General features: G+C 71.0%; 18 protein-coding genes, 1 pseudogene and 1 riboswitch. Of the genes and pseudogenes, 2 read left to right on the top strand and 17 right to left on the bottom strand.

Annotated elements, in window-relative coordinates; all coding sequences use genetic code 11:
- Positions 1-9: 9 nt before the first annotated feature.
- The 6 genes and pseudogenes from H9L09_RS06705 to H9L09_RS06730 all read right to left on the bottom strand — a co-directional run bounded on the left by H9L09_RS06705 (position 10) and on the right by H9L09_RS06730 (position 5,643).
- Positions 10-1,011 (bottom strand): inorganic phosphate transporter, encoded by a 1,002-nt coding sequence (locus H9L09_RS06705; protein ID WP_187579905.1) that lies wholly within the window; start codon positions 1,009-1,011, stop codon positions 10-12.
- A gap of 2 nt (positions 1,012-1,013) precedes the next feature.
- A complete protein-coding gene (locus H9L09_RS06710) occupies positions 1,014-1,631 on the bottom strand; it encodes a DUF47 domain-containing protein (protein ID WP_223164233.1) in 618 nt (205 codons plus the stop codon).
- A gap of 211 nt (positions 1,632-1,842) precedes the next feature.
- Entirely contained in the window at positions 1,843-2,022 is a 180-nt protein-coding gene (locus H9L09_RS06715; RefSeq protein ID WP_187579906.1) for a hypothetical protein, read from the bottom strand.
- Positions 2,023-2,206: 184 nt separating this feature from the next.
- Complete coding sequence (cspE, locus tag H9L09_RS06720; protein WP_028636594.1) at positions 2,207-2,410, bottom strand: transcription antiterminator/RNA stability regulator CspE; 204 nt, start codon at positions 2,408-2,410, stop codon at positions 2,207-2,209.
- Positions 2,411-2,849: 439 nt separating this feature from the next.
- Positions 2,850-4,136: a DUF1501 domain-containing protein gene (locus H9L09_RS06725; protein WP_187579907.1), complete on the bottom strand. Its 1,287-nt coding sequence runs from the start codon at positions 4,134-4,136 to the stop codon at positions 2,850-2,852.
- Between the two features lie 11 nt (positions 4,137-4,147).
- A pseudogene (locus H9L09_RS06730) lies at positions 4,148-5,643 on the bottom strand (DUF1800 domain-containing protein).
- 260 nt (positions 5,644-5,903) lie between these two features.
- On the opposite strand from H9L09_RS06730, the gene H9L09_RS06735 reads away from it, so the two are divergent.
- Complete coding sequence (locus tag H9L09_RS06735) at positions 5,904-6,689, top strand: hypothetical protein (protein WP_187579909.1); 786 nt, start codon at positions 5,904-5,906, stop codon at positions 6,687-6,689.
- Positions 6,690-6,740: 51 nt separating this feature from the next.
- Here the strand turns inward: H9L09_RS06735 and H9L09_RS06740 are convergent, their stop codons facing one another.
- Positions 6,741-7,811 (bottom strand): ROK family glucokinase, encoded by a 1,071-nt coding sequence (locus H9L09_RS06740; protein WP_187579910.1) that lies wholly within the window; start codon positions 7,809-7,811, stop codon positions 6,741-6,743.
- Between the two features lie 319 nt (positions 7,812-8,130).
- On the opposite strand from H9L09_RS06740, the gene H9L09_RS06745 reads away from it, so the two are divergent.
- Positions 8,131-8,826, top strand: coding sequence for a polysaccharide deacetylase family protein (locus H9L09_RS06745; RefSeq protein WP_187579911.1), 696 nt, complete (start codon positions 8,131-8,133; stop codon positions 8,824-8,826).
- An 83-nt stretch (positions 8,827-8,909) separates the two neighbouring features.
- Here H9L09_RS06745 and H9L09_RS06750 read toward each other — a convergent pair whose 3' ends face one another.
- The 10 genes from H9L09_RS06750 to glpK all read right to left on the bottom strand — a co-directional run bounded on the left by H9L09_RS06750 (position 8,910) and on the right by glpK (position 22,730).
- The gene (locus tag H9L09_RS06750; RefSeq protein ID WP_187579912.1) at positions 8,910-9,389 is read right to left on the bottom strand and encodes a C40 family peptidase; all 480 of its coding nucleotides are present in this window, start codon (positions 9,387-9,389) and stop codon (positions 8,910-8,912) included.
- Between the two features lies 1 nt (position 9,390).
- A riboswitch (cyclic di-AMP (ydaO/yuaA leader) is annotated at positions 9,391-9,588 on the bottom strand.
- 222 nt (positions 9,589-9,810) lie between these two features.
- Positions 9,811-10,230, bottom strand: a complete 420-nt coding sequence (locus tag H9L09_RS06755) for a hemerythrin domain-containing protein (protein WP_187579913.1) — start codon at positions 10,228-10,230, stop codon at positions 9,811-9,813.
- Between the two features lie 49 nt (positions 10,231-10,279).
- A complete protein-coding gene (gene narI, locus H9L09_RS06760; protein WP_187579914.1) occupies positions 10,280-10,999 on the bottom strand; it encodes a respiratory nitrate reductase subunit gamma in 720 nt (239 codons plus the stop codon).
- Positions 10,996-11,688 carry a nitrate reductase molybdenum cofactor assembly chaperone gene (gene narJ, locus H9L09_RS06765; protein WP_187579915.1) on the bottom strand — a complete coding sequence of 231 codons (693 nt, stop codon included), beginning with the start codon at positions 11,686-11,688 and terminating at the stop codon, positions 10,996-10,998. Before narJ ends, narI begins: the two co-directional genes overlap by 4 nt.
- Entirely contained in the window at positions 11,685-13,448 is a 1,764-nt protein-coding gene (gene narH, locus H9L09_RS06770; RefSeq protein ID WP_187579916.1) for a nitrate reductase subunit beta, read from the bottom strand. The genes narJ and narH overlap by 4 nt, the downstream gene beginning before the upstream one ends.
- Entirely contained in the window at positions 13,448-17,209 is a 3,762-nt protein-coding gene (locus H9L09_RS06775; RefSeq protein WP_246456328.1) for a nitrate reductase subunit alpha, read from the bottom strand. Before H9L09_RS06775 ends, narH begins: the two co-directional genes overlap by 1 nt.
- Positions 17,210-17,274: 65 nt before the next feature.
- Positions 17,275-18,507, bottom strand: a complete 1,233-nt coding sequence (locus tag H9L09_RS06780) for a nitrate/nitrite transporter (RefSeq protein ID WP_246456329.1) — start codon at positions 18,505-18,507, stop codon at positions 17,275-17,277.
- A gap of 204 nt (positions 18,508-18,711) precedes the next feature.
- The gene (locus H9L09_RS06785; RefSeq protein ID WP_187579917.1) at positions 18,712-19,383 is read right to left on the bottom strand and encodes a two pore domain potassium channel family protein; all 672 of its coding nucleotides are present in this window, start codon (positions 19,381-19,383) and stop codon (positions 18,712-18,714) included.
- 114 nt (positions 19,384-19,497) lie between these two features.
- Positions 19,498-21,204, bottom strand: coding sequence for a glycerol-3-phosphate dehydrogenase/oxidase (locus H9L09_RS06790; protein WP_187579918.1), 1,707 nt, complete (start codon positions 21,202-21,204; stop codon positions 19,498-19,500).
- 8 nt (positions 21,205-21,212) lie between these two features.
- Positions 21,213-22,730, bottom strand: coding sequence for a glycerol kinase GlpK (gene glpK, locus H9L09_RS06795; protein ID WP_187579919.1), 1,518 nt, complete (start codon positions 22,728-22,730; stop codon positions 21,213-21,215).
- Between the last annotated feature and the right edge of the window lie 35 nt (positions 22,731-22,765).

Genomic DNA, 22,765 nt, shown 5'->3' on the forward strand with positions numbered 1-22,765 from the left:
CGCGGCGCGCTACGGCAGCTGGAACACGTAGCGCAGCGCGAGGTAGACCAGCGCGGCCGCGGCGCCGGCGGCCGGGAAGGTGAGCACCCAGGCCGTCACGATGGAGCGCGCCACTCCCCACCGGACGGCGGAGAAACGCTTGGTGGCGCCGGCACCCATCACGGCCGAGGTGATCGTGTGGGTGGTCGAGATCGGGGCCTCGAACACGAACGCGGTCGTGTAGAGCACGGACGCGGCGACCGCCTCGGAGGCGAAGCCGCGGGCCGGGTCGAGGTGGATGATCCGGCGGCCCAGGGTGCGCATGATCCGCCATCCGCCGGAGTACGTGCCCAGCGAGATCGCGCTCGCCGCGGCCAGGATCACCCACACCGGGAGCGGGTCGGACTCGGCGACGTAGCCGCCGGTCAGCAGCGCCAGGAAGATCACGCCCATGGTCTTCTGCGCGTCCTGGAGGCCGTGGCCGAGCGCCATCGCGGCGGCCGAGACGGTCTGCGCGAGCCGGAAGCCGCGGCTGACCCGGTGCGGGTTGCGCCGGCGGAAGATCCACATGATGGCCAGCATCACCGCGAACGCGGCGGCGAAGCCGACCAGCGGCGAGGCGATCATCGGGATCACGATCTTGTCCAGGATCACGTTCCACTGCACCAGCGAGCCGGAGGCGATCGCGGCGCCGACGAGGCCACCGATCAGGGCGTGGGACGACGAGGACGGCAGGCCGTAGTACCAGGTCACGAGGTTCCACGAGATGGCACCGACCAGACCGGCCATCACGACCACCAGGCCGTGGGTCCCCGACTCCGGCTGGATCACGCTGCCGACGGTGTTGGCCACCTCCTGGCCGAGGAAGGCGCCGACGAAGTTCATGACCGCTGCCATCAGAAGAGCGACCCGGGGTGTCAGTGCCCGGGTCGATACGGAGGTGGCGATGGCGTTCGCGGCATCGTGGAAGCCGTTGGTGTAGTCGAAGACGAGGGCAACGACGACGACCGCGATGACGATCGCGAGGTCCACGCTCAGGACTCCTTGACGGCGATCTGCTCGACGATGTTAGCCACCCGCTCGAACGCGTCGACGGCAGCCTCGAGCGAGTCCACGACGTCCTTGAGCTTCAGGACCTCGAGGGCTTCGTACTGGCCGCTGAACAGCTTGGCGAGGATCCGCCGGTAGGACTTGTCGCCGGCGTTCTCGAGCCGGTTGATCTCGATCCAGTACTCCTCGAGGTTCTTCATCGTCTGCAGCCGCGGCATCGCCTCCGCGGTGAGCTCGGCGCACCGCTGCAGCACCTCGACCTGCTCGGCGAGCTCCGAGGGCAGGGTGGTGACCTCGTAGAGCAGGACCAGGTCGACGGCCTCCTCCATGAAGTCCATGACGTCGTCGAGGCCGGAGGCGAGCGCGTAGATGTCCTCGCGGTCGAACGGCGTGACGAACGTCGTGTTCACCCGCCGGATCAGCTGGTGGGTCGACTCGTCCGCCGCGTGCTCGGCGTCACGCATCTGCTGGGCGATTCCCACGCGGTCGTTGCCGTCGCCGAGCATCTCGGCGAGCAGGGCCGCCCCTCCCACCAGGTGCTGGGCCAGCTGGGCGAAGAGGTCGTAGAACGACGTGTCGACGGGACGGAAACGCAGGGCCACAGCGAACTCCTGGTGAACGGAAGAGAACCGTGGAACATGCTAGGGGCACAGCCTCGCCAACCGCGAACCGCACCACGATCGGGACCTTTCGCCCGACCCGGGCGCGAGGCACGCCGGGACCGGCTCGCGTACGGAGCGCGAGGTCAGGGGCGGGCGGAGCCCAGAAGATCGGTCCCGAAGCCTCTCGCGCGTCGTCAGCGCGAGAGCGAGGTCACAGGTCGCGGACCTTCTGCGCCGGGATCGACGGGTGCTCGACACCGAGCAGGCGGTCGACCTCGTCCTGGTCCAGGACCTCGTCGGACTCACTGGCGGCGATGATCAGGTTGGTCGTGAGCTCGACCTCTGCAAGAAGTTCAGCGTCTTCGAGGGGAACGTCCAACTTGTCGTCCATGAGACCGCTCCCTCCGCGTCCCGAGATCATGCTGGCTCCCATCCGCCGGCCGTGCAAACCGAGTAGTGAGGTTCATTGTGGCCGACCCCGCTGGTCCTACCCATAGTCAATTCGGACAAACCACGAGGGCCCCGACGGTTACCCGTCGAGGCCCTCGCTAGTGCCTTTGAGGCAGCTGTGCCGATCAGATGGCGCGAACGTTCTCCGCCTGCGGGCCCTTGGGACCCTGCGTGACGTCGAACTCGACCTTCTGGTTCTCGTCCAGGGACTTGTAGCCCTGGCTCTGAATGGCGGAGTAGTGCACGAAGACGTCGTCGCCGCCGTCCTCCTGCGCAATGAAGCCGAAACCCTTTTCGGCGTTGAACCACTTGACGGTGCCCTGAGCCATGCTGAGTTACTCCTACTGATGGGGCTTGGGACCACCACCTCGGCGGCCCCGCGACAGATGCGGTGAAACGCCGTGCCCCCTCAAGCAATGACTCAAGAGAAAACGCCGTCGGATCACAAACTCCGCGGCAGTCAACCTTTGGAAGACCTGTGGAACTTGCACCTGCTGCACGACGAGCGTACCAAGATCCGGGCGCAATGCCGAGTGGGGGTTCCGAAGTCTGGGTAAACCCTGCGTGTCGCCGCGGTGTCGTGCCCGCGGGGGCACCCCGGGCGGGCCCGAACCGGACCTTGGATGGCCCCGGACGGGGCGCCGAAGGTGGCTCGAGGGGCTATGCAGGCACCTGAGCCGCTGCTCGCCGGGCTACCCCCGGCCTCGGCCTCGGCCGACTCGATCGGACCGGGAGCGGGAGCGGCCGGACCGGGTGCGGCCGGGGCCGTCAGCGCATGACCCCCACCCGGTTGCGCACGAAGCCCGGGAACACCTCGGCCAGCGACCGGTCGGGGAAGCGCGCCTCGAGGACGTCGGCGAGCACGTCGCGGTAGTCGGTGCGCACCGCGAGGTCGCCGTCCACCAGCGATCCGGAACCGAGCCCGGGCCAGCTGCCGTGGTACTGCCCGCCCCGGACCCCGCCGCCCATCAGCAGCATCATGTTGCCCCAGCCGTGATCCAGACCACGGTTGCCGTTCTGCGCGACGCGGCGGCCGAACTCGCTGATCGTCACCAGGGTGACCCGCGAGCGCAGCGTGCCGAGGTCGCGCATGAAGGCGTTCACCACCGCGGCGAAACCGCCCACCATCGACTGCATCTCGCCGTAGTCCAGCGTGCCGTAGTCGCTGTGCATGTCCCAGCTGCCGTAGTCGATGGAGACCACCTGGGTGCCCACCTGCGCCTTGATCAGCTGCGCGGTGTCCTGCAGCGCGTCGGAGAGGCCGGCCGAGGGGTAGCCGCGCGGGTAGACCACCGCCGGCTTGTACGTCGTCGCGACGATCGGGGCCAGGTCGCCGACCGTGGCGAGGGCGGATCGTGCCGCGTCGCCGAGCGGTCCGGGGTCGCTGCCCCACACGGTCCTGAGCTGGGCCCGACGACGGGAGCCGTAGCCGTTGGTGGTGCCCGTGAGCGTGACGCCGTCCAGGTCGCTGGTCGACAACGTCGGCGCCGGCCCGACCAGCGCCGTCGGCGTGATCGAGCCACCGAAGTTGACCGCCTCGTAGGGCTTCTCGCCACCCCCGAGGCCGACCATCCGGTTCACCCAGCCACGGCGCACGCTCGAGGTCGGGTCGGCGTCCTCGACCTCCTCCATGGCGAGGAAGTGCGACCGGTTCGGCACCGGCAGACCGACCGCCTGGACGGCGGTGAGCTCGCCGGCGTCCCACAGCCACTTCAGCGGCGCCATCTGCGGGTGCAGACCGAACATCGCGTCCTTGGCGACAAGCCGGCTGGACGGCACCGCGATCGTCGGCCGCGCGGCGTAGTAGCCGGGGTCGCCGTGCGGGACGACGATGCCCATCCCGTCGACGCCGCCGCGCAGGCTGATCACCACCAGCACGTTGGTGTCCACGGTCGCGCCGAAGCTGGTCTGGCGGACGGCGTCGCCGAACATCTGCACGCCCACCGCGGCACCCGAGGCGGCGGCCATCCCGGCCAGGAACCGGCGCCGCGAGAGCCCGGCGGACTTCTCGAACTCCGCGCAGCAGGTGGCGCTGACGCCGTTCTCGTGATCCATGGTGTGGTCCTTCACCGGCTCATGTGGGAGGGCGAGTCCAGGAGGCAGACGACCATCCGGACGAACAGGTAGCGGACGAGCGGATGGTCCTTGGTGACGATCTCGCCGGGCGCGCGGCCGGTGGCCTGGCAGACCGCCTTGAGGTCCCGGGAGGTCGACCCCCGGCCGAGCACCATCCGGCACATGTGGTCGACGTACTCGTCCAGCCGGAGCCGTCGCTGCGGGAGCCACCAGCGCGCCGTCTTGTACGTCGCGTCGACCTTCGGGTAGTAGCCGCCGGCCATGTTCCAGTGCATCCGGAACGAGCCGAGCATCCGGGAGGCCGACGCCCAGTCGGCGTTGCGCTCCGGAGCCCCGTCGGGGCGTGGCCACTGCCAGAGCAGGATTCCCTTGTGCGCATAGGCGATGGCCCGGGCGAAGGACTCGTTGCGGGTCGGCGTGTGCACCTCGACCTGCAGCACCCGGGCGGTCGCCACCAGGTCGTCGACGGTGTTGCGGACCTTCCGGCCCGCCGAGCCGACGAACTCCGGGTGGATGACCAGCTGCCGCAGCATCGCGGTGATGTCGGTGCCCGAGGAGAGGTACGTCGCGGCCAACACCTCGACCAGCGCGTCGGAGGGGGTGTCGGAGACGAAGCGCAGCGCCAGCTTCCGGGCGATGGTGCGCGCCGTGGCCGGGTGGTTGGCCAGGAAGCGCAGGTAGCGCTCGGCGAGCTCGCGGCCGTCGGAGGCGGCGTTGGCGTCGCTGAACTCGAGCACGGTGACCGGTCCGGTGGTGTGCTTGGCCTGGTCGTAGAAGACCGCCCAGTCGGTGGTGGTGCCGACCGTCCAGCCGCTCAGGATCTTGGCCGAGTCCTTGACCATCGCCTCGGTGTAGCCCGAGGCCCGGCCCACCGTGTGCAGCTCGAGCAGCTCGCGTCCGTGGTTCTCGTTGGGGGCGCCCTTGATCGAGCGGAAGTTGTCGAGGTAGAGAGCATCGAGGGGTGCAGCGTGCACGCGAGCAGCAGGTCCTCGAACCGGCCGAGGGCGTGCTCGCGGATCGTCGCGTCGTACTCGCAGCGCGCGGCGAACCACGAGCCGCCGTCCAGCGGGATGTGCAGGTGGTTGGACCAGAAGTCGACCATGGTCTCGAGGACCTGGCGGCGGGAGTAGACCCGGCGCAGCATGGTGCGGCAGCCGAGGTCGCGGGCGTGCTCGAAGGCGCCACGGATCTTGGCCTGCTGGCGCTCGGACTTCAGCGTCGGGGACCAGAGCAGCTCGGGGAACCAGCTCTCGATCGCGGCGACCTTCGACGTCTCCGGCACCGACCCGGGTCGGAGCTGGGCGTCCAGCCACGGCGCGGCGCCACCGGCGTCGCGCATCTGCTGCCAGGTCGACCGGGAGTAGCCGCAGCCCAGGCGGTTCATCAGGTGCAGCTCGTAAGGCGCGGGCATCTTGGTGTCGCGATAGGGCCGCGGCGCGTACGTCGTCGCGCCCAGCACCCGCAGCGCCAGGTCGTGCGTCGGCATGGCCCACCTCCTCGAGCTTCCCGGAGCGCTCCGCCCCGCCCGCGTCCCCTCGCGGGACGTCCCCACGAGGGAGTATCGGCAGCCGCGGGGCCCGACATGAGCCGTCGCCGGTGCCCCAGCGGTGGACCAGCAGGTGTGGCAGCGGCGCGGCAGGGGTAACCACCGCTACATTGGTGACGGACGTCGGCCCCGGGGGGCGGGGTGGCGCCGCAGGGGGGCCGCGGCGCACGACGTTCGACACCTCGACCCGAGGGGGGCTCATGACGATGCAGGACGCGCCACGACGGCGCACCGTCCTGGTGCTGCTGGCTGCGCTGGCAGTGGGCGCGGTGCTGCTCGGCGGCACGCTGCTCCTGCAGCCGGGCGAGGGCCGGGACGGTGCGAGGCCCGAGGCTTCCGGCGGCCCCGCCTCCGCAGCGCCCACCGGGTCCTCGGGCACCGGGCCGGCCGCCGCCGCGGAGGGCAGCATCGACCTCGACCTCGGCCTGGCCGATGCCGCCGCGGTGACCGGCTGCCTGGACGGCCTGGCCGGCTTCGCCACCGACCCGACCGCCGTGCAGGTGCGCTACGGCATGCAGCAGCGCAGCGCCACCGGCTCGACCCCGGTGCTGGTGCTGGAGAACGCCGACGGCGACCTGCTGCTGTGCGACGCGTTCGGCAGCGACCGGCCCGCCCAGCTGCCGGTGCCGGCCGCCTCCGAGGACCGGCCGGTCGCGTTCCTGTCCAGCGGCCGATCGGCCTGGGACTGCGACGGCGACGCGGTGACCGGCTACACCTCCAGCACCTGGCTCGCGGTGTCCGGGGCGGTGGCCCGCGTCGAGCAGCGGTACGTCGTCGACGGAGCGGCCGGGCCGTGGTTCACCACCGCGCCGCACGACGGCATCGCGCACCTGCAGACCTGGCTGGGGCCGCAGCCGGCCGGCACCGCGCTCGAGGTCGAGTCGCGGGTGCTCGACGCGGCCGGCGACCCGGTCCCGCAGTCCACGCTGCCCGCCGGCCCCGCGCCGTTGACGGGCTGCGCCGGCGGCGACGCGCAGATCGGCTGACCGCCCGGGTCGAAGCGCTGCCCGACCTCCGGCGGCGGCAGGCCGATGCGGCTACGGCCGCTCGCCGGCGCGCTCCTCGAGGGCGCGGCGCACCCGGGCCAGCCGCTTGCTGCGCCCGCGGGTGCGCCGGGACCGGCGCGCGGCCGAGCGGGCCATGTCCGCGGCCCCGATGAAGCCGGCCGACGGGCCGAGCGCGGCGGCGACGATCGGCGGCTCCACCCGGTAGCCACGGCCGACCAAGGCCCGGGAGAACGCCTCGCGGGTGGGGACGAGCAGCAGGTCGCCGGCCGCCGAGACGCCGCCACCGACCACGATGCAGCCGGGGTCGAAGGCGGCCGCCATCCCGGCCAGTCCGACGCCGAGCCACCGGCCGATGTCGCTGAGCAGCTCCACGGAGAGCGGGTCGCCGTCCCGGGCGGCCTGGGTGATCTGCGGGCCGGTCAGCTGGGCCGGGTCGCCGCCGACGAGCTCGCTGAGCCGGTGCGCGTGCGGCGAGCCGGCCAGGATCAGCTCGCGGGCCTCCCGGACGAGGGCGTTGCCGGAGGCGTACTGCTCCCAGCAGCCACGGTTGCCGCACGGGCAGCGGTGGCCGTCCTCGACCACCTGGATGTGGCCGAACTCGCCGGCCATCCCGTTGGCTCCCCGGAACACCCGGTGGTCGATCACCAGCGCGCCGCCGATCCCGGTGCCGAGCGTCACGCACAGCACCAGCCGGTGCCCGGCCCCGGCGCCGAACCGGCTCTCGGCCAGCGCGGCGGCGTTCGCGTCGTTGTCCACGACGACCGGCAGCTTGACCCGGTCGGCGATGGCCGCCCGCAGCGGCTCGTCGCGCCAGGCCAGGTGCGGCGAGAAGGTCACCACCGACCGGGTGGCGTCGACGAAGCCCGCCGCCCCGATGCCGACCGCGGCGACGTCGTACGTCTGCTCGAAGCCCTGCACCATCTCGACGATCGTCTCCTCGACCGCCAGCACGCTGCGCCCGGGAGTGGCCCGCTGCTCGGTGGCGAGCACCTTGCCGGCCTGGTCGACGACACCGGCCAGCACCTTGGAGCCGCCGATGTCGATCCCGACGGTCAGCGGGTCCCAACGAGCGGTCCGGGGACGCCGGGTCGGTTCAGGCATGGCCGACAGGTTACCGAAGCGCCCTCCACGGTCCGCAGCGCCGCTGCTCCGCCGGACGAGCAGTTGGGCCTCCGGACTCGGGACCAAGGACCCGTCGGTGGCGGCCACGGCCGCGCGATCCTGGTGGAGGGAACCCGGAACGGGTGAGGGAATGCGTGCTCTCAGGGGCCTGCTCGCCGCAGGAGTGTGTGTGGCCGTGACGCTGACCGGCTGCGCCGGCGGAGCAGCTCCTGAGAGTGCCGGGACCCGGGTCAGCCGGACTGCCGGCTCCGTCACCTCGCCGGCTAACGGTCCCGTGACCTCGCCGGCTGACGATCCGGTGACCTCCCCAGCGTCTGGCGACTCCACCTCACCGCCGGCGTGTGCCGTTCCCGCGCGCTTCGCGGGCCAGGAGATCAGCCGCCTGCCCGTCACCCAGAAGGTCGTCGCGCTCACCTTCGACGCGGGCGCCAACGCGGACGGGGTGCACTCGATCCGGACCACGCTGCGGGCGAAGTCCGCGAAGGCCACCTTCTTCCTCACCGGGGCGTTCGCGAACAGGTTCCGGCGCAAGACGGCCCGCATCGGCGCGGAGCACCTGGTCGGCAACCACACCAACACCCACCCGGACCTGACCACGCTCACCGACGCGCAGGTCGTCGCCGAGGTCACCACCGCGCAGGCGCGGATCCTGCAGCGCAGCGGGCAGGACCCGCGGCGGTTCCTCCGGTTCCCCTTCGGGGCGCGGAACCAGCACCTGGTGCACCTGGTCAACGGCCTCTGCTACGTGCCGTTCCGGTGGACGGTGGACACGCTCGGCTGGAAGGGCACCTCGGGCGGGATGACGGTCCGCAAGGTCGTCGACCGGGTGCTGGCGGCGGCCACTCCCGGCGAGATCGTGCTGATGCACGTCGGGTCGAACCCGGACGACCACTCGACCCTGGACGCCGACGCGCTGCCCCAGGTGATCGACCGGCTGCGCGCCCGCGGCTACAGCTTCGTGCGGCTCTCGAAGGTGATGGGCGCGGCACCGTGACCGGCGCCGCGCCCGCCTCCTGGTGATCCGGCTCGGGTGATCCGGCCCGAGGGGCCGGGGCCGAGCGGATCAGCTCGAGCGGCTCAGCGGAGGGTGCCGGGGAACCAGGCGTTCGTCCAGATCGGGTCACGCTTGACCGGCGTGCCGGTCCGCGAGGCGTGCACGATCATCCGACGGCCGTTGCTCCAGCCGGCGAAGACACCGACGTGGTAGACGTGGCCGCCGCTGCTGAAGAAGACCAGGTCGCCGCGGCGCATGTTGCTGCGCGCGATGTGCCGGGCGAAGCCCGCCTGGGCGGCTGCGGTCCGCGGCACGTTGGTGAAGCCCGCGCGGCGGAAGCTGTAGTAGACGAGGCCGGAGCAGTCGAAGGCGTCCGGGCCCGCGGCGCCCCAGCGGTACGGGTCGCCCAGCTGGTGGCGGGCGATGTCGAAGGCGTTGCCGACCCGGTAGGAGCGGGTGACGGCGTCCGCCTGGGGGACGAGGGTGAAGAGGGAGCCGATCAGGACGACGGCGAGGACGAAGGGCAGCACGGCGAAGTGCCGCACGCGAGAGGTCGCGAGCATGGAAGTGGCCTTTCCACGCCTGTGAGGTGAGCTGTCGGGTTAGGGCTGAAAGGTGCCCTGCCGCCGGTCGAGGAACTGACCGGAGACTTCACCCCGAGCGGCTGAACCTCGATCGCGCCCTGAGGCGTGACGAGGATGCGGCCGCGAACTGCGGTGGGTCCCCCACTCCTGCCCGATGATGTTTGAGGGATGGGACCAGGACAGCGGCGGGCAGGACTCGGCGTTACCGCACCTGGTTGTTCAGTTGTGGTGCGCGTGCCCTACGACTCCCGAAACGGGCGGGTCGGTCACGATGCGCGGTCCACCTTAAGCACTCTTCTCGCCGAAAGGGACCCCCGTGAACCACTTCACAGAATCGGTCCAGACCGCGACCCGCCGTTGGGGGCGGGCATAGGTGGTAAGCCGGGCGATAAAGGCGCGGTCAGTCGCTGCCGGAGAGGAAGCTCGGCTCCGCGTCGTGCGCCCGGCCGACGGTCTCCCAGCCGGTGGCGCCGAGGGTCACCGCGGCCACCGGGAAGATGCCGAGGTTCTCCTTGTCGATGTGCAGCGACAGCTCCGCGAGCAGCGCGTCCACCCGGTCGCCGAATCCCGCGCGGTCCGGGTCGATCGCGGCGAGCTGCCGGTCGAAGGAGACGTGCTCGTCCTCGAGCTCGACGACCGCCTCGGCGAACTCCCCGTCGGCCTTCAGCGCCGCGAAGATGCCGCGCTCCTCCCGGCCGACGTGCCGGTCCAGCTGCCGACCGACCAGCTCCAGGATGCGGACCGCCGCCGCCCGGTCACCGGCCGCCAGCTTCCGGCGTACGTCGCCGGCGAGCTCGAGCAGGGCCAGGTGCTCGTCCATCAGCTCCCCGATCGGAGGCACTCCCCGGCAGCCGCAGTGCTCGCACATCTCACGACACCCGGTCCCAGCCGCGACGCGGCCGGTGGCTGCCGAGCTGCTGGTCGTCGCGGCTGCGGTAGACGATGTACGGCCTGGTCAGGTAGCCCAGCGGCGCGCTGAAGACGTGCACCAGCCGGGTGAACGGCCACAGCGCGAACAGGAACATCGCGGCGAGCCCGTGCAGCTGGAAGCTCCACGGCGCCTCCGCCATCAGGTCGGGGTGCAGGTCGAAGCGGAAGATCCCGCGGAACCAGATCGAGACGCCCTCGCGGTAGTCGTAGTGACCGAAGATGTTGGCGGCCACGGTGTTCACGAGCCCCAGCACGATCACGGTGGCCAGGACGGCGTACATCGTCTTGTCCATCTTGGTGGTCGCGGAGAAGACCGGGCCGACGGTGCGGCGCCGGTAGATCAGGATCACCATGCCGACCAGCGTCGCGAAGCCGGCGACCGCGCCGATCGAGACCGCCATGAAGTGGTAGAGGCCCTCGGAGATCCCGACCGCCTCGGTCCACGACTTCGGCACGCCGAGGCCCATCACGTGGCCGAGGAAGACTGCGAGGATGCCGAAGTGGAACAGCGGGCTGCCGATGCGCAGCAACCGGTCCTCGTAGAGCTGGGAGGAGCGCGTGGTCCAGCCGAACTTGTCGTAGCGGTAGCGCCAGAAGTGGCCGACGACGAAGACCGTCAGGCAGATGTAGGGGAAGATCACCCAGAGGAACTGGTTCACGCGCGGGCTCCTGGGAACGTCGGCATCGGGAGCGGCTCGTCGGCCGCCGGGACGGTGAAGGGCGCGAGCCCGACTTCTTCTTCCGGCGGGCCCTCGGCGGCCAGGCGGCGTACGGCGTCCATCTCGTCGCCGCGCAACGGCGGCAGCGTCGCGGTGACCGCCTCGACGGCGCCTGCCCACCGGGACCCGCGGTCGCGCAGCGAGAGCCGCAGCAGCTCCAGCCCGGCCCGGTGGTCGAGCATCAGCGTCCGGCCCAGCTCCTGGTCCACGGTCGCGGCGTACTCGAGCACCACGCAGAGGTGGTCGGGCAGCTCGCCGCCGCCGGCGGTGTCCGCGTCGAGCAGGAACCCCGAGCGCAGGTAGGTCTGCTTGAACCGCAGCAGCGCCATCCCGCGCTTGCGGGTGTCCCCGTGCGCGAAGTAGGTGAGGAACAGGTTGCACCGACGCCGGGAGTCGAACGTCTCGACGTAGTCGGCCTGCAGCTCCTCCAGCGGTGTCGCCTCCAGGTGCGCGACGACCTCCCGGATCGGCTGCCCCACCGGCGCCGGCAGCTGCCACGACGCCGAGCGGATGAGGTCCAGCCGGGCCAGCAGCTCCTCGTCGGGGTAGTCCAGCAGCAGCGAGGCCGACTGCCAGGCCAGCATCAGCTGCTCCGGCGGGTGTGTCGGCCGGGGGTACTTGCGGCTCATCGGAAGTCCGCCCCGCCGGTCAGCCCGCCGGTGCCGCCCTCGCCGGTCGACCCGTCCCCGGAGGTGTCCGGGGTGGTCGGCTCCTCCACCTGCTCCGGCCCCTGGGACTTCGGCGGGAACAGCCCGCTCGGGGTGCCCTTGCCGTCCCAGCTGAGCAGGTTCACCCGGGAGGCCTTGCCGGCCGGCGCGGCCATCGTGTCCGAGGTCTGCCGGTCCGCGAGCATCTGGAAGTTCTCCACCGCGATCGGGGTCGGCGACCCCGAGCCCTCGCCGAACGGGCCGGAGCCGCCCATGCCGGGTCCGCCCTCGTAGTCCAGCGAGCACTCGGTGGCCAGCTCCTCCAGCGAGTGGGCCTGCTCGGCGTGCGCGCTCGGGATCACGTAGCGCTCGTCGTACTTGGCGATGGCGAGGAGCCGGTACATGTCGTACATCTCCTCCTCGGTCATCCCGACCGCCTCGGGGATCGAGCCGTCCGGGTCGCGGCCCATGTTGATGTCGCGCATGTAGGACCGCATCGCGGCGAGCTTCTTCAGCACGCCCTCCACCGGGGCGACGTCGCCGGCGGTGAACATCTCGGCGAGGTACTCCACCGGGATCCGCAGCGCATCGATCGCGGCGAACAGGTTGCCCTTGTCCTCGGCGTCCTCACCGGTCTCCTTGACGACGTCGATCACCGGCGACAGCGGCGGGATGTACCAGACCATCGGCATCGTGCGGTACTCCGGGTGCAGCGGCAGCGCGACCTTGAACCGGTTGATCAGCGCGTGGATCGGCGAGCGCTGCGCGGCGTCCACCCAGTCCCGCGGGATCCCGGCCTTCTCCGCCTCGCGGACCACCTCGGGGTCGAACGGGTCGAGCAGGACCGAGCGCTGCGCCTCGTAGAGGTCGTGGTCGTCGGGCACCGACGCGGCCTCGAGCACCTTGTCGGCGTCGTAGAGGACCAGGCCGATGTAGCGCAGCCGGCCCACGCAGGTCTCCGAGCACACGGTCGGCAGGCCGACCTCGATGCGCGGGAAGCAGAACGTGCACTTCTCGGCCTTGCCGGTGCGGTGGTTGAAGTAGACCTTCTTGTAGGGGCAGCCGGACACGCACATCCGCCAGCCCCGGCAGCGGTCCTGGTCGACGAGCACGATGCCGTCCTCGGCGCGCTTGTAGATCGCCCCGCTCGGGCAGGACGCGGCGCACGAAGGGTTGAGGCAGTGCTCGCAGATCCGCGGCAGGTAGAACATGAAGGTCTGCTCGAACTCGAACTTCACGGACTTCCCGACCGCGTCGAGCTTCTCCAGGATCGGGTCGCGGTGGGTGTTCGCGGTGGAGCCGCCGAGGTCGTCGTCCCAGTTCGCCGACCACTCGATCTTCATGTCCTTGCCGGAGATCAGCGACTTGGGCCGCGCCACCGGGGTGTGCTCCTGCGCCGGGGCGTCGGTCAGCGTCGCGTAGTCGTAGGTCCACGGCTCGTAGTACTCGTCGATCGAGGGGAGCTTGGGGTTGGAGAAGATCGTCAGCAGCTTCTGGAACCGGCCGCCTCCCTTCAGGGTCAGCCGGCCGCGCTTGTTCAGCGTCCAGCCGCCCTTCCACTTCTCCTGGTCCTCGTAGGTGCGCGGGTAGCCCAGTCCGGGCTTGGTCTCCACGTTGTTGAACCAGACGTACTCGGTGCCGGAGCGGTTGGTCCACGCCTGCTTGCAGGTCACCGAGCAGGTGTGGCAGCCGATGCACTTGTCGAGGTTCATGACCATCGCCATCTGTGCCATGACCCTCATCAGTACTGAACCTCCTGGTTGCGCTTGCGGATGATGGTGACCTCGTCGCGCTGGTTGCCGGTGGGGCCGAGGTAGTTGAACGCGAAGGTGAGCTGGGCGTAGCCGCCGATCAGGTGGCTGGGCTTCACCAGCAGCCGGGTCAGCGAGTTGTGGATGCCGCCGCGCTTGCCGGAGGTCTCCGCGATCGGTACGTCGATCAGCCGGTCCTGCGCGTGGTACATGTACACGGTCCCCTCGGGCATCCGGTGCGACACGATCGCCCGCGCCACGACCACGCCGTTGCGGTTGACCGCCTCGATCCAGTCGTTGTCCACGATCCCGACCTTGGCCGCGTCCCGGTCGCTCATCCAGATGTTCTGGCCGCCGCGCGAGAGCGACAGCATGAACAGGTTGTCCTGGTACTCCGAGTGGATCGACCACTTGTTGTGCGGCGTCAGGTAGCGGACGGTGAGGCCGGCGACGTCGCTGCCGCCCTTCGAGCCGTCCGAGACGTCACCGAGCGCGGGCTCGGTGAACAGCGCCGCCATGTTCAGCGGTGGCCGGTAGACCGGCAGCCCCTCCCCGAGCTCGGTCATCCAGTCGTGGTCGAGGTAGAAGTGCATCCGGCCGGTGAGGGTGTGCCAGGGCTTCATCCGCTCCACGTTGATGGTGAACGGCGAGTAGCGCCGCCCGCCGGTCTCCGAGCCGGACCACTCCGGCGAGGTGATCACCGGCACCGGTGCCGCCTGGGTGTCGGCGAAGGTGATCTGCTTGCCCTGGTGCTCCTCGGCGAGGTCGGCGAGCCTGGTGCCGGTGCGCTTCTCGAGGGTCTTGAACCCCTGCGTGGCCAGGTGGCCGTTGGTGGTGCCGGACAGCGCGAGGATCGCCTCGCAGACGTGCACGTCCCGCTTCAGCGACGGCCGCCCGTCGGCCACGCCGCCCCGGACCGCGCCGTTCTTGTGCCGCAGGTAGTCGACCTGCTCGGTGACGTCGAAGGTGACGCCCTTGGTGGTGGCGCCGAGCGTGTCCATCAGCGGGCCGAGCGCGTTGAGCTTCTCGGAGACCGCGCCGTAGTCGCGGACCACCTCGACGAGCTTGGGCATGCTGACGCCGGGGACCGGCTCGCACTCGCCCTTCGCCCAGTCCCGGACCACGCCGTGCGGCGTCGCCATCGCGTCCGGGGTGTCGTGCATCAGCGGCACCGCGACCACGTCGGTGCGGGTGCCGAGCCGGGTCGCCGCCAGCTCGCTGAACTTCGCGGCGATCGTCTGCCAGGCGTCCCAGTCGGTGCGGGACTGCCACGGCGGGGCGATCGCCGGGTTGAACGAGTGGATGAACGGGTGCATGTCGGTGGTGTTGAGGTCGTGCTTCTCGTACCAGGTCGCCGCCGGGAGCACCACGTCGGAGAAGATCGTGGTGCTGGTCTGCCGGAAGTCCAGCGTCAGCAGCAGGTCGAGCTTGCCCTCCGGGGCGTGTTCCCGCCAGGTCACGTCGACCGGGCGCTGCCCCTCCGGCGCCTCGGTCGCCCGCAGCGAGGAGTCGGTGCCCAGCAGGTGCTTGAGGAAGTACTCGTTGCCCTTGCCCGAGGAGCCGAGCAGGTTGGCCCGCCAGATCGAGAGGATTCGCGGGAAGTTCTCCGGCGCGTCCGGGTCCTCGCCGGCCCAGCCGAGCTCGCCGGCCTTGAGCTGCTCGACGATGTGCTCCGCCGAGGTCCGGCCCGCCGCGGCGGCCTCGTCGGCGAGGTCGAGCGGGTTCCGGTCGAAGGTGGGGTAGGACGGCATCCAGCCCATCCGGGCGCTCTGCGCGATCACGTCGGCGGTGGACTTGCCGGCCAGCTGGCCGCTGCCGGTGGTGGCCGAGAGGGTGTCCGCCCCGAAGTGGTCGTAGCGGAACTGGTCGGTGTGCAGGTACCAGTAGGCGGTCTGGATCATGTTGCGCGGCGGCCGGTTCCAGTCCAGCGCGTTGGCGACCTGGGTGTAGCCGGTGATCGGCCGGACCTTCTCCTGGCCCACGTAGTGCGCCCAGCCGCCGCCGTTGACGCCCTGGCAGCCGGTCAGCGTGGTCAGCGTCAGGAACGAGCGGTAGATCGTGTCGGAGTGGAACCAGTGGTTGGTGCCGGCCCCCATCACGATCATCGAGCGGCCGTGCGACTCCTCGGCGTTGCGGGCGAACTCACGACCGACCCGGGCGGCCGCCGAGGCGGGCACGCCGGTGATCTGCTCCTGCCACGCCGGGGTGTACGGCGCCGAGGCGTCGTCGTACGACGCGGGCCACTCGCCGGGCAGGCCGTCGCGCCCGACGCCGTACTGCGCCAGCAGCAGGTCGAACACCGTGGTGACGAGGTGGCCGCCGACCCGGCGCACCGGGACGCCGCGGGGCAGGTCGCCGGCCGCGCCGTCGGCGGTGTCGAAGCGCGGCATCTGCACCAGCACGCTGTCCGCGGAGGTGTCGATCAGCGACAGCTTCGGGTCCACGTCGCCGAGCTCGAGGTTCCACCGGCCGACGCCGCTCTCGCCGTAGCGGTGACCGAGCGAGCCGTTGGGCACCACCGGCTCGTCCGAGCGACTGTCGATGAGCACCGTCTTGAAGGCGGCGTTCTCCTCGTGCTCGTGGGCCGGGAGGTCGGCGGCGGTGAGGAACTTGCCGGCCGTGAAGCGGCCGGGCGAGGTCTCGTCGAGGCGGATCAGGTAGGGCAGGTCGGTGTAGGTCTTGACGTAGTCGGTGAAGTACGGCGTCGACCGGTCGACGAAGTACTCCTTGAGCACCACGTGGCCCATCGCCATCGCCAGTGCCGCGTCGGTGCCCGGCCGGGCCGGCAGCCACTCGTCGGCGAACTTCACGTTGTCGGCGTAGTCCGGTGCGACCGCGATGACCTTCTGGCCGCGGTAGCGCGCCTCGGTCATCCAGTGCGCGTCCGGGGTCCGGGTCACCGGCAGGTTCGAGCCCCACATGATCAGGTAGCCGGCGTTCCACCAGTCACCGGACTCCGGGACGTCGGTCTGGTCGCCGAAGACCTGCGGGGAGGCCACCGGCAGGTCGGCGTACCAGTCGTAGAAGCTCAGCATCGAGCCGCCGACGAGGTTCACGAACCGGGCGCCCGAGGCGTGCGAGACCATCGACATCGCCGGGATCGGCGAGAAGCCGGCGACCCGGTCGGGCCCCCACTTCTGGATCGTGTGCACGTGCGCGGCGGCCACCAGCTCGGTGGCCTCCTCCCAGCTGGCCCGCACCAGGCCGCCCTTGCCGCGGGCGGACTTGTAGGCCTTCGCCCGCAGCGGGTTGTCGACGATGTGCGCCCAGGCCTTGACCGGGTCGCCGTCGTGCTGCTTCTTGGCCTCGCGGTACATCTGCAGCAGCACGCCCCGGACGTAGGGGTAGCGCACGCGGGTCGGCGAGTAGGTGTACCAGGAGAAGGCCGCGCCACGGGGGCAGCCGCGCGGTTCGTACTCCGGGGAGTCCGGGCCGACCGAGGGGTAGTCGGTCTGCTGGGTCTCCCAGGTGATGATCCCGTCCTTGACGTAGACCTTCCACGAGCACGAGCCGGTGCAGTTCACCCCGTGCGTCGAGCGGACCACCTTGTCGTGGCTCCACCGGTCCCGGTAGAAGTCGTCGGCCTCGCGGCCCCCGCTGCGGTGCAGGCTGCGCAGGTCCTGCGAGACCTCCGCCTTGGTGAAGTAGCGGCGTGAGCGGACCAGCGCCTCCGCGATCCCTCCGTCCAGGCCGGGGGGCTGCGAGCCGTCCCCCTGCTGCGGGGCGACTGCTTCTCGCGGTGCCTGGGTCACGTGCTACTCCTCTGTCGGGAACGAGCGGGTGCGATCGGGTGGAACGGGCTAGCGGTCGGGACGGGTCATGCTGCGGCCGGGCTGTCGCTGGTCGCGGCTTCGGAGGCGGTCCGCAAGGTGGAGCGGACCACGGTGAGGGTGAGCACCAGCGTGAGGGCGGCGGTCACCGAGAGCAGCACCAGCCCGATGGCGTAGGAGTCGGTGCGGCCGTAGACGTAGCCCATGATCAGCGGCGGCACGAACCCGCCGAGGCCGCCGGCGGCACCGACGAGGCCGGTGACGCCACCGACCCGGCTGGGCTCCACCACCCGCGCGACCAGGGCGAAGGTGGCACCGGAGCCCGACCCGAGGGCGGCCGCCATCGCGAGGAAGGCCGCGGTGCCGATGTGCTCGAGCAGCGGCGTGGTGGAGGCGATCGCGGCACCGATCGCGACGACGCCGTACCCGACCGCGAGCACCGGGACCGGACCGAAGCGGTCCGAGAGCCAGCCGCCGATCGGGCGCATCAGCACCGCGACCACCACGAAGCCGGCCATCCGGTTGGCGGCGTCGGCCGGGGTCAGCTCGTAGGCCGTCTTGAGGTAGGCCGGCAGGTAGACCGAGAAGGCGACGTAGCCGCCGAAAGCGACCGCGTAGAGCATGCAGGCCTGCCAGCTGATCGGCAACCGTGCGTTGGCGGAGAGCCGGGACATCAGGCTGCCGGCGGGGGCCACCCGGCCGGGGGCGTCCTCGAGCAGCAGCCAGGCCACGACGGCGTACACCGCGAGCAGCGAGGCGGTGATCAGGAACGGCGCCGCGGAGCCGACGTTGGTGTAGAGCTTGACAGTGGTCAGCGCGCTGATCGCGGTGCCGCCCATGCCTGCACCGAAGACGCCGACGGCGAGGCCGCGGCGCTCGGGCGGGAACCAGGCGTTCACGAACGGCACGCCGACCGCGAAGGCGGTGCCCCCGATGCCGAGGAAGAACCCGCCGACCAGGATCAGCGCGTAGGAGCTCTGCGCCGCCAGGCCCAGGAAGAGCACGGGCACGATCGTCGCCAGCGAGACCAGCGGGAACATCACCCGGCCGCCGTACTTGTCGGTCAGCGCGCCCACCGGGATCCGGCCGAGCGACCCGACCAGCACCGGCACCGCGACCATCAGCGCCACGTCGGACTCGCTGAGGGTGCCGAGGGCGCCGTTCTCGCGGAACAGCGGCCCGAGCGGGCTGACCAGGGCCCAGGCCCAGAAGTTCACCGCGAAGCCGATGGTGGCCAGAGCCAGCATGAGACCGGGTGACCTGTGCTCCCCCGAGCTCACGGCCCTGGACCTCCGAACGTGCGTCGTTGCAGACATGGCTGTTCTCCTGACTCTCGCTGACTTCGGCCACTGTGCCAAGCCCCACACGCCAGGGGCTGGGTCCAAAGTCCTGTCAGGACGCGGCAACGGTCCCCTCTGTCCGGATCCGGAGGATCGCCGGTTTGCCGGCGAGCCGGTCCGTGAGCCGCTCCCCCGGCGTGCCTCTCAGTCGCGGCGGCGGTTGACGCGCGCCATGTTGAGGCCGACCAGCCGGGTGACCACCATCGCGATGTAGAACAGCCCGACCACCTGCTCGAGCATCACCACGCTGCGCGAGTGCCCGTGGACCGGGACGATGTCGGAGAGACCGGTGCTGGAGAGCGTCGTGAACGACAAGAACAGCAGCTCGGTCCAGGTGCGCGGCTGGTCCGGCTGCACCGCAGCCGTGAAGCTCCCCGGGTCGAGCGCCTGCACGACGACATACGTGTAGGCGAACGCCCAGGCCAGCAACGTGAAGACCGCGCCGACGGCGAACATCTCGTCGGTGGTGACCCGCTCGTCGGCGAGCATGTAGACCAACATGCTGACGGCGGCGTAGAAGTAGAGCAGCGCCTCGAAGACCGCGCTGTACGGCGCCAGCGAGTCGTCCAGCGTCACCGCCTGCACCAGCAGCAGGCCCAGGGCCGGGATCGCCAGCGTGACCGAGACCCACCAGAGCATCGGCGTGGCCCGCACCGCGCGGACCACCAGCGCGAGCACCGCCAGCCCGAAGACCGCCAGCGCCGAGCGTCCGGCGACGCTGCCCTCCAGGAACGGGTAGACGATCACGCCGAGCAGCTGGACGATCAGCAGCGCGGCGCAGGGGGTGTCCCGCAGGAACCGGACGGCTCGTCGCATGTGCGGAAGGCTAACCCGCGACGGTCGAGCACCAGCGTCCCCCGGCCGACAGGGGAAGCCGGGGAACGCTGGTGGCCTCGGGCGGCTCGGGATCGAGCCGGTGGCCGCGCGGGGTCAGTCCTGCACGAACCGCACGTCGGACGCGCCGAGCCGGGCCGCGTCGGCGGTCTGGTCGTCGGGCTGCTCCTGGGAGTCGATCTCGGCGGCGACCCGGGCGCGGTAGTGCTCCACCTCGTTCTTGGCCTGGTCGTCGCTCCAGCCCAGCACCGGCGCCACGAGCTCGGCGATCTCCTCGGCGGCCGCGAGGCCCCGGTCGACGGACTCGATCGAGATCCGGGTCCGCCGGGTGAGGATGTCGTCGAGGTGCAGGGCCCCTTCGGCGAGCGCCGCGTAGTAGGCCTCCACCCGCAGGTAGGTCGGCGCGTCCGGCAACGGCTCCGCGAGCTCCGGTCGCTCCTTGACCAGCGCCAGCAGCTCGCCGGTCAGCGACCCGTAGCGGTTCAGCAGGTGCTCGATCCGGGCCAGGTGCAGCCCGGACTCGGTCGCCAGCTGCTCGCGGCGGTTCCAGTCCGCCGTGTAGCCCTCGGCGCCCACCAACGGGATGTTGTCGGTGCAGCAGGGTGGCACCGTGCGCGAGAACCCGTGCGCCACCGCGTCCACGGCGTCCTTGGCCATCACCCGGTAGGTGGTGTACTTGCCGCCGGCCACCATCACCAGACCGGCCACCGGCGAGACCACCGCGTGCTCGCGGGAGAGCTGGCTGGTGTCCTCCGACTCCCCCGACAGCAGCGGCCGCAGACCGGCGTAGACGCCGACGACGTCCTCGTGGGTCAGCGGCGTCTGCAGCAGCGCGTTGGCGTGGTCCAGCAGGTAGTCCACGTCGGACCGGCTCGCCGCCGGGTGCGCGAGGTCGAGCTCCCAGTCGGTGTCGGTGGTGCCGATGATCCAGTTCTCGTGCCACGGGATGATGAAGAGCACGCTCTTCTCGGTGCGGCTGATGATCCCGGTCTGGGACCGGATCCGGTCCCGCGGCACCACGATGTGCACGCCCTTGGAGGCCCGCACGTTGATCTGCCCGCGGCCGCCGACCATCTCCTGGATCTCGTCGGTCCAGACCCCGGCGGCGTTGATGGTCTGCCGGGCCCGGATCTCCAGCTCCTCGCCGGTCTCCAGGTCCTTGACCCGCGCTCCGCTGACCCGGTCCCCCTCGCGGAGGAAGCCGGTCACCCGGGTGCTGGTGGCGCAGAGGGCGCCGTACTCCGCCGCCGTGCGCGCCAGCATCATGGTGTGCCGGGCGTCGTCCACCTGGCCGTCGTAGTACTGGATCGCGCCGACCAGGGCGTCCTTGCGCAGCGAGGGGAACTCCCGCAGCGCCTGCCGCCTGGTCAGGTGCCGGTGGCTGGGCACGCCGTGCCGGCCGCCGAGGGTGTCGTAGAGCAGCACCCCGCTGCCGACGTAGAACCGCTCCCACACCCGGTGCTGCAGGGGGTAGAGGAACGGCACCGGCCGGGCCAGGTGCGGGGCGAGCCGGTTGAGGATCAGCGACCGCTCGCGCAGCGCCTCCCGCACCAGGCCGAAGTCGAGCTGCTCGAGGTAGCGCAGGCCACCGTGGACCAGCTTGCTCGACCGGCTCGAGGTGCCCGCGGCGTAGTCACGGGCCTCGACCAGCCCGACGCGCAGCCCGCGGGTGGCGGCGTCGAGGGCGGCCCCCGAGCCCACGACGCCACCGCCGATGACGAGCACGTCCAGCTGTTCCTGCGCCATGTCGCGCAGCGCCGCCTGCCTGTTCTCCGGGTTCAGGTGCACCGCCGTACCGCTCATCGTGCTCCTCATTCCACGTCCACCCAGTCCAGGGTCCTGGTCACGGCCTTCTGCCAGCCCTTGTAGCCCGCCTCGCGCTCGTCCTCGGACCACTGGGGCTCCCAGCGCTTGCTCTCGTTCCAGTTCTTGCGCAGCTCCTCGCGGTCGGTCCAGAAACCGACCGCCAGGCCCGCGGCGTACGCCGACCCGAGCGCGGTGGTCTCCGCGACGACCGGCCGGCTGACCGGCACGCCGAGCACGTCCGCCTGGATCTGCATGCACAGGTCGTTGGCGGTCACGCCGCCGTCGACCTTCAGGACCTCGAGCTTGACCCCGGAGTCCTTCTCCATCGCGTCGGCCACGTCGCGGCTCTGGTAGCAGATCGCCTCGAGGGTCGCCCGGGCGATGTGCGCGTTGGTGTTGAACCGCGACAGTCCGACAATGGCACCTCGGGCGTCAGAGCGCCAGTAGGGGGCGAACAGCCCGGAGAACGCCGGCACGAAGTAGACGCCGCCGTTGTCGGGCACCTCCCGGGCCAGGCTCTCGCTCTGCGAGGCCCCGCTGATCAGCCCCATCTGGTCGCGCAGCCACTGGACCGCCGAACCGGTGACGGCGATCGACCCCTCCAGCGCGTAGACCGGCTTCTCGTCGCCGAACTGGTAGCAGACCGTGCTGAGCAGGCCGTTCTCGGAGCGGACCAGCTCGGTGCCGGTGTTCAGCAGCAGGAAGTTTCCGGTGCCGTAGGTGTTCTTGGCCTCGCCGGGGGCCAGGCAGACCTGGCCGACCATGGCGGCCTGCTGGTCGCCGAGGGCCGCGGAGAGCGGCACGGCGGTGCCGAGCGGGCCGTCCTCCAGCGTGTGGCCGTAGAGGTTCGGGTCCGAGGACGGCCGGATCTCCGGGAGCATCTGCCGGGGGATGTCGAAGAAGCCGAGCAGCTCGTCGTCCCAGTCCAGGGTCTCGAGGTTCATCAGCATGGTGCGGCTGGCGTTCGTCACGTCGGTGATGTGCACGCCGCCCCGGGGGCCGCCGGTGAGGTTCCACAGCAGCCACGCGTCGGTGTTGCCGAAGATCGCGTCGCCGGCCTCGGCCGCCTCCCGCACCCCCTCGACGTTGTCCATGATCCACTTGATCTTCCCGCCCGAGAAGTACGTCGCCGGGGGCAGGCCGGCCTTGCGCCGGATGACGTCGCCGCGGCCGTCGGCGTCGAGGGCCTTGGCGATCGAGTCGGTGCGGGTGTCCTGCCAGACGATCGCGTTGTAGTAGGGGCGGCCGGTCTTCCGGTTCCACACCACCGTGGTCTCGCGCTGGTTGGTGATGCCGAGGGCCGCGAGGTCCGCGCCGGTCAGCCCCTTGCGTCCGAGCGCGGTCTGCAGCACCGAGCTGGTGCGCTCCCAGATCTCCACCGGGTTGTGCTCCACCCAGCCGGCCTTCGGCATGATCTGCTCGTGCTCGAGCTGGTGCCGGGCGACCTCGTTGCCGCCGTGGTCGAAGATCATGAAACGGGTGCTCGTGGTGCCCTGGTCGATGGCGCCGACGTATTCAGCCATGAAGTGTCTCCTTGTGGTGAGGGCGGTCTGGACGG

This window comes from Nocardioides mesophilus (assembly GCF_014395785.1).
Lineage (GTDB): Bacteria > Actinomycetota > Actinomycetes > Propionibacteriales > Nocardioidaceae > Nocardioides_B > Nocardioides_B mesophilus.